This window comes from Streptomyces sp. S6 (assembly GCF_054880855.1).
On sequence record NZ_JBTYMC010000256.1, the window covers coordinates 1 to 9678 of the forward strand.

7 protein-coding genes and 2 pseudogenes are annotated in these 9678 nt (G+C 69.6%); 3 read left to right on the forward strand and 6 right to left on the reverse strand.

Features of this window, described 5'->3' with window-relative positions; all coding sequences use genetic code 11:
* Positions 1-106: 106 nt before the first annotated feature.
* Positions 107-631: pseudogene (locus ACVNF4_RS27015) on the reverse strand (transposase domain-containing protein); the annotation flags it as partial.
* A gap of 144 nt (positions 632-775) precedes the next feature.
* On the opposite strand from ACVNF4_RS27015, the pseudogene ACVNF4_RS27020 reads away from it, so the two are divergent.
* A pseudogene (locus ACVNF4_RS27020) lies at positions 776-1072 on the forward strand (NF041680 family putative transposase); the annotation flags it as partial.
* A gap of 13 nt (positions 1073-1085) precedes the next feature.
* Here the strand turns inward: ACVNF4_RS27020 and ACVNF4_RS27025 are convergent.
* Genes ACVNF4_RS27025 through ACVNF4_RS27040 form a run of 4 tightly spaced genes read right to left on the reverse strand, consistent with a single transcriptional unit; the run spans position 1086 to position 5258 of the window.
* Entirely contained in the window at positions 1086-2117 is a 1032-nt protein-coding gene (locus tag ACVNF4_RS27025; protein WP_461805484.1) for a LacI family DNA-binding transcriptional regulator, read from the reverse strand.
* The gene (locus ACVNF4_RS27030; RefSeq protein ID WP_461805485.1) at positions 2114-3019 is read right to left on the reverse strand and encodes a carbohydrate ABC transporter permease; all 906 of its coding nucleotides are present in this window, start codon (positions 3017-3019) and stop codon (positions 2114-2116) included. The genes ACVNF4_RS27025 and ACVNF4_RS27030 overlap by 4 nt, the downstream gene beginning before the upstream one ends.
* A complete protein-coding gene (locus ACVNF4_RS27035; protein WP_461805486.1) occupies positions 3016-3942 on the reverse strand; it encodes a carbohydrate ABC transporter permease in 927 nt (308 codons plus the stop codon). Before ACVNF4_RS27035 ends, ACVNF4_RS27030 begins: the two co-directional genes overlap by 4 nt.
* Positions 3939-5258: an ABC transporter substrate-binding protein gene (locus ACVNF4_RS27040; RefSeq protein WP_461805487.1), complete on the reverse strand. Its 1320-nt coding sequence runs from the start codon at positions 5256-5258 to the stop codon at positions 3939-3941. The genes ACVNF4_RS27035 and ACVNF4_RS27040 overlap by 4 nt, the downstream gene beginning before the upstream one ends.
* A gap of 184 nt (positions 5259-5442) precedes the next feature.
* Here ACVNF4_RS27040 and ACVNF4_RS27045 point away from each other — a divergent pair, with 184 nt between their 5' ends.
* Positions 5443-7461 carry a beta-galactosidase gene (locus ACVNF4_RS27045; protein ID WP_461805488.1) on the forward strand — a complete coding sequence of 673 codons (2019 nt, stop codon included), beginning with the start codon at positions 5443-5445 and terminating at the stop codon, positions 7459-7461.
* 92 nt (positions 7462-7553) lie between these two features.
* Positions 7554-9122, forward strand: coding sequence for a glycosyl hydrolase 53 family protein (locus tag ACVNF4_RS27050; protein ID WP_461805489.1), 1569 nt, complete (start codon positions 7554-7556; stop codon positions 9120-9122).
* 60 nt (positions 9123-9182) lie between these two features.
* On the opposite strand, the gene ACVNF4_RS27055 is transcribed toward ACVNF4_RS27050, so the two are convergent.
* Positions 9183-9569 (reverse strand): VOC family protein, encoded by a 387-nt coding sequence (locus ACVNF4_RS27055; RefSeq protein ID WP_461805490.1) that lies wholly within the window; start codon positions 9567-9569, stop codon positions 9183-9185.
* Positions 9570-9678: the final 109 nt, after the last annotated feature.

The window sequence follows — 9678 nt, forward strand, 5'->3', positions numbered from 1 at the left end:
CGGCACCCCGACTACGGGTACGTCACCCCCCTCGAAACGAGATCCTTGCTCAGTCAGAACCTCGTCCCGGCAGCGTAAACACCCGCTGTCCAGTTCGCGGGGGGAACTTCATTCCGGTCTCGCACAGTGTCATCAGCATCAGTCTGGGATATCCCGCCTGGCCGAGCCGGCTGGCGGGGCGGCCGAGCCAGGACCAGTTCCGTTCATGGTCGGGGACGATCAGGCTGCTGCACCCGTCAAAGGCGACCGTCCGCCAGCGTCGGTAACTCACCCCAGGAGTGGACGGCTGGGCCAGCGGCCCCGCCAACACCTCGAAGAGCCGCTTGACCGGCGCCGGGCCGATGCGCCGGCGCAGGTCACGAAGCGCCTTCTCGGAAGGCTCGGGGACGCGGGCGGTCAGCCCCGCGACCAGCTTGGTCCACACGAGTCGGGCGCCCAGATGCTCGAACAACCCCAAAGCCAGAACGAAGTACACGCCGACCCGGGAGGGAAGATATCGCAGCCGTCGCTCCCGCGCTCCGGTCTCCTCCAGAATCGCGTCAACCAACTCCGGGGGCACGACCTGCGTCAACTCTCCCAAGTGCCCCGGCGCAAAGACTTCTTGACCGCCGTGTCGACCGAGATGGGGCATGCCAGACTGAACCAGCAAGCGGGGCTCCTTCATGCAAGGACGTGGTCTTGGTCGACATCCGTCCTACGCGGGGCCCCGCCCTTCTACATCAACTTCTGCGAACCGCTTGACATCCCCTCCGGGCCCTTAACTTCGCGGCATTGCGTGGTCGTCGCCCACACCCAGCTCCGCCTCGCCAGGCCGCTGGCCGCCGACCTCCGCCGGCCCTGGGAGAAGCCGGCCAAGCCCGAACGCCTCACCCCGGCCCGGGTCCGCCGGGGGTTCAGGAACATCCGAGCCCACCTGCTCTGCCCGGCCCGTGTTCCCCAACCCCGCGGCGCCGGTCCCGGACGGCCGCCCGGGACCAAAAACCGCCATCCCGCACCCCGCTACGACGTCGGTAAAACCGTCAAACGTCCCGAGACCCTCAAGGCCATCGGCAGACCTGGCCGGTCTTGGTAGATAAAGAACAAGCTCACGTCGAGTCCCGCTTCACCAGCTCCGTCGGCAGGATCACCGCCGCCGGATCCTCCCCGCCGATCTGCGCGAGCAGCACCCGCACCATCTCGCCGCTGATCCGGTCCCACGGCTGCCGGATCGTCGTCAGCGCGGGCGAGGCGGAGACGGCGGCCGGCGAGTCGTCGAACCCGCCCACGGCCACGTCCTGCGGCACCCGGCGCCCCGCCTCCCGCAGCGCGGTCAGCACGCCCTGCGCCATCAGGTCGGACGCGACGAACACGGCGTCCACGTCGGGCACCCGCTCCAGCAGCGCCCGCGCCCCCGCCGCACCGCTGGCCCGGCTGTAGTCCCCGGAGACGACGAGCCGCTCGTCGTACGCGATACCGGCCTCCGCGAGGACCTCCCGGTACCCGGCGAGCCGCTCCACACCGCCCGGTGTGTCCAGCGGCCCGGTGACGACGCCGACGTGGCGCCGGCCGAGGGCGAGGAGATGGCGGACCATGTCGCGGGCGCCGTCCCGGTCGTCGGCGGCGACGTACGACACCTTGGAGCCGATGCCGATCGGCTTGCCGCAGGCGACGAGCGGGACGCCCGCCTCGCGCAGCTCCTGGGCGATCGGGTCGCCGGAGTGGCTGGAGACGAGGAGCACCCCGTCGACGTGCCCGGCGGTGATGTAGCGCATGATGCGCCGCCGTTCGTCCTCCGTCGCCGCCAGCATCAGCAGCAGCGGCACGTCGTGCGCGGCCAGCGCCTGGGTGCAACCCCGCAGCAGGACATTGAAGTTGGGGTCCTCGAAGAACCGTTCCTGAGGCTCCGTCAGCAGGAAGCCGACGGAGTCGGAGCGGCCGGTGATCAGGGAGCGGGCGTGCCGGTTGACGACGTAACCCGTCCTGCGGATCGCGGCGTTGACGGCCTCCTGTGCCGAAGGGCTCACGTAGTGGCCGCCGTTGAGGACCCGTGAGACGGTGCCCCGCGAGACACCGGCCTCCCGCGCCACGTCGTGGATGGTCGGCGGCTTGCGCCTGGCCCCCGAAGTGCTCATGGTCATGACTTTACGGCTCCGGAGAGCAGATCCAGGCTCCAGAACCGCTGGATGACCAGGAAGAGTGCGACCAGCGGAAGCACCGCGAGGAACGCGCCGGTGATCACCAGCGTGTACAGCGCGGGAGCCGCCGCGCCCTGCTTCAGGAGCGTGAACAGGCCGAGGGTGATGGGGAACTTGGTGTCGTCGCTGAGCATGATGTACGGCAGCAGGAAGTTGTTCCAGATCGCGACGAACTGGAACAGGAACACGGTCACGAGACCGGGCACCATCATCGGCAGCGCGATCCGGGTGAAGATCCGCCACTCGCTCGCGCCGTCCATCCGCCCCGCCTCGACGACGTCCGCGGGGACGGCCGCGCTGGCGTAGATGCGGGCCAGGTAGACGCCGTAGGGGGAGAGGATCTGGGGGAGCAGCACCGAGACGTAGGAGTCGGTGACGCCGGCTTTCGCCATCAGCAGGTACTGCGGGATGGCGAGGATGACCGGCGGCATGAGGACCCCCGCGAGCAGGACGCCGAACATCGACTCGCGGCCCGGGAACCGGTAGACGGCCAGCGCGTACCCGCTGAACGCGGACACGGCCGTCGACAGGAGTGCGCCGAACCCGGCGTAGAGGGCGGAGTTGGCCATCCACTGCCAGTAGACGCCGCCCCGGTAGGCGCTCAACTCCTTGACGTTGTCGGCGAGTCCCGAACCCGGCCAGAACGTGAACGTGGAGAAGAGTTCGCTGCCGGACTTGGTGGACGCGACGACCACCCAGGCGACCGGCAGCAGGCAGTACAGCGCCCCGATCAGCAGGGTGACCGTCGGGACCAGCGCGATCCGGCGGCGCAGCGGCGGCCTTTTGCGGGCTGTGCCCGTCGTCCCGGTGGCCGAGGGGATCTTCTGGACGGCAAGAGAACTCATCGGGTTCCCCCCTCCTGCTCGGAACGGCGGTTCGCGGCGCGCAGGAAGCCGAAGGAGAGCACCAGCGTGACGAACGCGATGATCACGGCCTGTGCCGCGGCCCGGTAGACGTCACCGTTGCCGAAGGCGTCCTGGTACACCTTCATCAGCGGACTCCACGTCGTGGACACGGAGTTGGTGAGTGGTTTGAGGGTCATCGGTTCGTTGAACACCTGGAGCGTGGCGATGATCGAGAAGAAGAACGTCAGCACCAGCGACGGCGCCACCATCGGGATCTTGATCCTGAGCGCGATCTGGAGCGGCGTCGCCCCGTCGAGCTTCGCCGCCTCGTACACCTCGGCGGGGATCGCCTGGAGCGCCGTGTAGATGACGATCATGTTGAAGCCGGTGCCGCCCCACACCGCGATGTTCGACAGCGCGAGGTACAGCGGCCCGCCGTCCAGCAGATCCGGCTGCGGCATCCCCAGCTTGTCGAGCACCCAGTAGAACGGGCTGACGTCCGGCAGGTACAGGAACCCCCACAGCAGCGCGGCGACGACACCGGGGATCGCGTACGGCAGGAAGATCGCGAGCCGCGTGAACGGCGTGAACCGCACCTTGTCCGCGTCCAGCATCAGCGCGAACAGCAGCGCGAGGCCCAGCATCACGGGGACGACGATCATGCCGTACCCGACGACACGCAGCGCGCCGTGCAGCAACTCGCTGTCGGACATAGCGTCGGTGTAGTTCTCCAGCCCGGCCCAGATCTCTTTCCGGGCCCCGGAGCCGAGGCCGAGGCCGGAGACGTGGACCTTGCGGAAGCTGAGGTAGACGGCGTACCCGATGGGCAGCGCGAAGAACAGGGCGAACAGGACGATGCCGGGGAGGAGGAAGCCGTACGGGGCCGGCCTGACCCCGTGCGACCGTCGGCGTGCGGTGGTCACCGGGAGACCTCGAAGCCCTGCTTCTTCATGTCGGCGACAGTGTCCGACTGCATCTTCGCCAGCGCGGCGGAGAAGTCCGACTTGTTCTTCGCCGCGGCGGCGAACGCGTCCTTGAACGTGGTGTAGGCGACGTTCACGTTGGGGCCCCAGGCCGAGGGCGCCGTCGTCCTGGCGACCTTCGCGGCGACCTTGTAGAAGTCGGGCTGGTTCGCGAAGTACGCCGGCGGGTTCAGGAAGGCGCCGGAGAGCTGCGCGGAGGTCGACGCCGGGTAGATGCCGCCCTCTTTGGCGAGCGCGTTGAGGGCGTCGCCGTCCGTGTTCAGCCAGGCGGCGAACTTCGCGGCGGCCTTCTTGTGCTTCGAGTCGGTCGTCACGCCGGTGGACGAACCGCCCCAGCTGCCGGTGGAGTTCTCGCTCGCGGACCACTGGGGGAGCGGGGCGGCGGCCCACTTGCCCTTGGTGGAGGGGGCGGCGGAGGAGAGCGTGCCGGGCGCCCACACGGCGGAGACCCAGGCGATCTGCTTGCCGGTGTCGAGGGCCTTGTTCCAGGCGGGCGTGTACATCGGCTGGTTGTCGATCGCGCCCTCCTTGACGAGGCCGCCCCAGAAGTCGGCGACCTTCTTCGTCGCCGCGTCGTCGATGCCGACCTTCCACTTGTTCCCGGAGGTCGTCCACCACTTGGCGCCGGCCTGCTGGGCGAGGCCCGCGAAGAGGCCGGAGTCGTTCGCGGAGAACGTCGTCAGGTCGGTGTCCGGAGCCTTCTTCTTCAGCGCGCGGGCCGTCTCGGCGAACTGCTCCCAGGTGACGGGGACGGTCAGGCCGTACTGCTTGAAGAGGTCCGCGCGGTAGTAGAACATCATCGGCCCGATGTCCTGGGGGATCGCGTAGACGGCGTCCGTGCCGAGCGTGGTCTGCTGCCAGACGCCGTCGGCGAACTTGGCCTTCGCGTCACCGACGTTCCCGGCTATGTCGGCGAGGGCGTCGTTGGAGACCAGCGTCGGCAGCGCCTGGTACTCGGCCTGCACCAGGTCGGGGCCGTTGCCCGCCTTGTGCGCGGTGAGGATCTTGGCCACCAGGTCGTCGCCGGACGCCTGCTTCTGGACGGTGACCTTGATCTGGTCCTTCTTGCCGGGGCCGTCGTTCCAGAGCCCCACGACCTTGTCCATGCCGGGCGTCCACGTCCAGTACGTCAACGAGACCGGACCGGACGACTCGGACCCGCCGTCGTCGGACGATCCGCACGCGGCGAGCGCGGTGGCGCCGAGGGCGGTGGCGATGGCGGTTGCCACGAGGCGACGGCGCTTCGTGTTCGGCATGGAACTCTCCCCTGACCTGGGCTCCTGCCTCGCGCAGGGGCCTGTCACGCTTCTGTGAGCGTTCACAGTAGAGAAACATCCCGGACACTTGTCAATGGTTGTTGCTGTGCGGTTATGTTGGGCTCTGAACGCCGCAGCCGTCTGTGAACGTTCCCAAATGAACGCTTGAACGGGAGAGATCCACATGCCGGAGACCAACCCCCAGGGCCTCACCCGGCTCGCCTTCGGTGGGGACTACAACCCCGAGCAGTGGCCGGAAACCGTCTGGCAGGACGACGTCCGTCTGATGCGCGAGGCCGGCGTCACGATGGTGAGCGTCGGCATCTTCTCCTGGGCCCTCCTGGAACCCTCCCCCGGCGAGTACGACTTCGGCTGGCTGGACCGGATCCTCGGCCTGCTGCACGAGAACGGCATCCGCGTCGACCTCGGCACCCCCACCGTCGTCCCGCCCGCCTGGTTCTACCGCGCCCACCCCGAGGCCCTCCCGGTCACCGCCGACGGCGTCCGACACGCCTTCGGCTCCCGCGGCGCCATCTGCCACAGCAACACCGACTACCGCGCCGCCGCCGCGACCATCACCACCAAGCTCGCCGAGCGCTACGCCGCCCACCCGGCGCTCGCGATGTGGCACGTCCACAACGAGTACGGCGTCCCCGTCTCCGCCTGCTACTGCGACTCCTGCGCCGCCCACTTCCGCCGCTGGCTGGCGGACACCCACGGCACGATCGAGGCCGTCAACACCGCCTGGGGCACCGCCTTCTGGGGCCAGCGCTACGCGAGCTTCGACGACATCACCCCGCCGCGCACCGCGCCGACCGTCGGCAACCCCGGCCAGGCCCTCGACTACAAGCGGTTCGCGGACGCCACGATGCGCGAGAACTTCCGCATGGAGCGCGACATCCTGCACCGCCTCGCGCCGGGCATCCCGGTGACGACGAACTTCATGACCGCCCTCAGCCAGTGCGACTCCGTGGACTACTGGGCCTGGGGCCGCGAGGTCGACATCGTCTCCAACGACCACTACCTGATCACCGACGGCCGCCGCACCCACGTCAACCTCGCGATGGCCGCCGACCTCACCCGCTCCGTCGGCGACGGCGCCCCCTGGATCCTCCTGGAGCACTCCACCTCGGGCATCAACTGGCAGCCGCGCAACCCCGCCAAGGCGCCCGGCCAGATGGCCCGCAACTCCCTCGCGCACGTCGCCCGGGGCTCCGAGGGCGCCATGTTCTTCCAGTGGCGGCAGTCCCGGCGCGGCGCCGAGAAGTTCCACTCCGCGATGGTCCCGCACGGCGGCACCGACACCCGCGTCTGGCGCGAGGTCGTCGAACTCGGCGCGTCCCTCGACTCGTTGGCGTCGATCAAGGGCTCCCGCACCGAGGCCGACGTCGCCGTCCTGTGGGACTGGCACTCCTGGTGGGCGCAGAACCTCGCCTGGCGCCCCAGCGAGGACGCCGACCCGCGCGAGCGCGCCGACGCGTTCTACGAGGCCCTGTACGACCGCCACCTCACCGTCGACTTCGCCCACCCCGAGTCCGACCTGTCGTCCTACCCCCTCGTCGTCGTCCCCGCCCTCTACCTGATGACCCGGGCCGCCGGGGACAACCTCCGCGCCTACGTCGAGGGCGGCGGCACCCTCGTCGTCTCCTTCTTCTCCGGCATCGTCGACGAGCACGACGCCGTCCACGACGGCGCCTACCCCGGCGCCCTGCGCGACGTCCTCGGGCTCACCGTCGAGGAGTTCTCGCCGCTGCTCGCCGGGGAGACGGTACGGCTGACCGGCGCGGACGGCGCCGAGCTGACCGGGGACGTGTGGAGCGAGTTCGTCGTCCCGCGCGGCGCCGAGACGGTGTGGACGTTCGCCGACGGCCTCGCCGCGGGCCGCCCTGCCGTCACCCGGCACCGCCTCGGCGACGGCACGGCCTGGTACGTCTCCACCCGCCTCGGCGAGGGCGGTCTCGACACGCTCCTCGCCCACGCCTGCGACGACGCCCGGATCACGCCGCGCGACCTGCCCCGCGACGTCGAGGTGGTGCGCCGCTCCGGGGAGAGCGCGGACTTCCTCTTCGCGATCAACCACACCGGCGCCGACGTCAAGGTGGCGCTGGTGTCCTCCGGCACCGAACTCCTGACGGGCGAGCGGGCCGGCGGACACCTGTCCGTGCCCGCCAGTGCCGTACGGGTCGTCCGCCTCGACGGCTGACCCGCCCCCAGACTCCCCCTTCGCCCGTGGAGCCGCGAGCCGCGGGCGGAGGGGGCCCCACCCCCATCACGTCGAAGGGACGACGGACGACGATGTTCCATCCCAGACGCACACTCCGGGCCCTCCTGCCGCCGCTGGCGGCGGGCCTCGCCCTCACCGCCCTGCCCGCGCAGACCGCGAGCGCCGCCGCCATGCTCACCAACGGCGGCTTCGAGTCCGGCGGCACCGGCACCGCGAACCCCGCCGGCTGGTCCACCTTCTCGGCGGGCGGGCAGAACTCCGCCTCCTTCACCGAGGCCGGCGGGCACAGCGGGGGCTACCGGCTCACGCAGTGGGCGTCCTCCGCGTACAAGGTGGAGACGTACCAGTTCCTGTCCGGGTTGACCAACGGCGCGTACACGTTGACCGCGTGGGTGCGGTCCGGCGGTGGGCAGAACGCGGCGTACATAGCGCTCAAGAATTGCGGGAGCGCCGAGCAGCGTACAGACATCCCGGTGTCGTCCAGTGGCTGGATCCGTATTGTCACGCCGGTCAATGTGAGCAACAACCAGTGCACCATCAGCATCAACAGTGACGCGAACGCCGGGAACTGGATCAATGTTGACGACCTGACGTTCAGTGCAGGGACCACCGGTACGGCGATCCATGGTTCCGACATCTCCTCCCTCGCCAAGAGCGAGGCCAAGGGCGGCGTCTACAAGAACGCCTCCGGCACCAGCGGCGACGCGATCGGCATCCTGAAGAACGCCGGCATGAACTATGCGCGCCTCAAGGTCTGGGTGAACCCCGCCGACGGCTACAACGACAAGGCGCACGTCCTGGCCCTGGCCAAGCGGATCAAGGCGTCCGGCATGAAACTGCTGGTCGACTTCCACTACTCGGACAAGTGGGCCGACCCGGGCGCCCAGTCCAAGCCGGCCGCATGGGTGGGCCATACATACAGTCAACTCAAGACGGACGTGTACAACCACACGTTCGACGTGTTGAACGCGTTGAAAACACAGGGCACCACCGCCGACATGGTCCAGGTGGGCAACGAGATCAACGGCGGCATGCTGTGGAACGAGGGATCCACCAGCAACTGGCCCCAACTCGCCGGACTGCTCAACAGTGGATACGACGCCGTCAAGGCGGTCAACACGTCCACCCCGGTCGCCCTGCACCTCGCCAAGGGCGGCGACCTGTCCGGGACACGCTGGTGGTTCGACAACGCCGTCTCGAACGGCGTGCGGTTCGACGCGATCGGACTGTCGTACTACGGCTACTGGCACGGCCCGCTCTCCGACTTCCAGACGACCCTGGACGACGCGGCGTCCCGCTACGGCAAGCCCGTGTTCGTCGCCGAGACGGCGTACCCGTTCACGCTCGCCCAGGACGACGCGCTGGAGAACCAGATCGACCTGACCAGCGAACTGGTGAGCGGCTACCCGGCCACGGTCGCCGGCCAGACCCGGTGGATGAACGACGTCGCGAGCATCGTCGAAGCCGTCCCGAACGGCCGTGGCCTGGGCGTCTTCTACTGGGAGGCGACCTGGACCGCCGTCCCCGGCAACGGCTGGGACCCCGCCGACGCCTCCTCCGGCAACGGCTGGGAGAACCAGGCGCTGTTCGGCTACGACGACAGGGCGCTCGCCTCGATGTCGTGGTTCCGGCACAGGTGACCGTCGGGGTGACCTGGTGACATGAGGGGCCGGGCCGCGCGCACCCCGCGCGGCCCGGCCCTACTTCGTCTGCATGAGCTGGATCAGGTTGCCGCACGTGTCGTCCAGCACCGCGACGACGACCGGACCCGCGTCCACCGGCTCTTGTGCGAACCGCACTCCGAGCGCCGACAGCCGCGCGAACTCGGCACGCACGTCGTCCACGGCGAACGAGGCCGCCGGGATGCCGTCCGCGAACAGGGCCGCCTTGTAGGGGCCGACGGCGGGGTGTCCGGAGGGTTCGAGGAGGAGCTCGGGGCCGCCGGGCGTGTCGGCGGAGACGACGGTCAGCCAGCGGTCCGCGCCCACCGGGACGTCGTGTCCCGTCACGAAGCCGAGGACGTCGGTGTAGAAGCGGTGGGCCTTCTCCTGGTCGTCGACGAAGACGTTGGTCAGGTGGATGCGCATGGGGGCTCCCCGGGACTGCGGACGGGCGTTCGTCCTCTCACCGTAGGACCCCGCCGCGCCCGGACCCGGCAGACGCGCCTCCGGGCCCCGCGCCGCCGCCCGGTGGCCC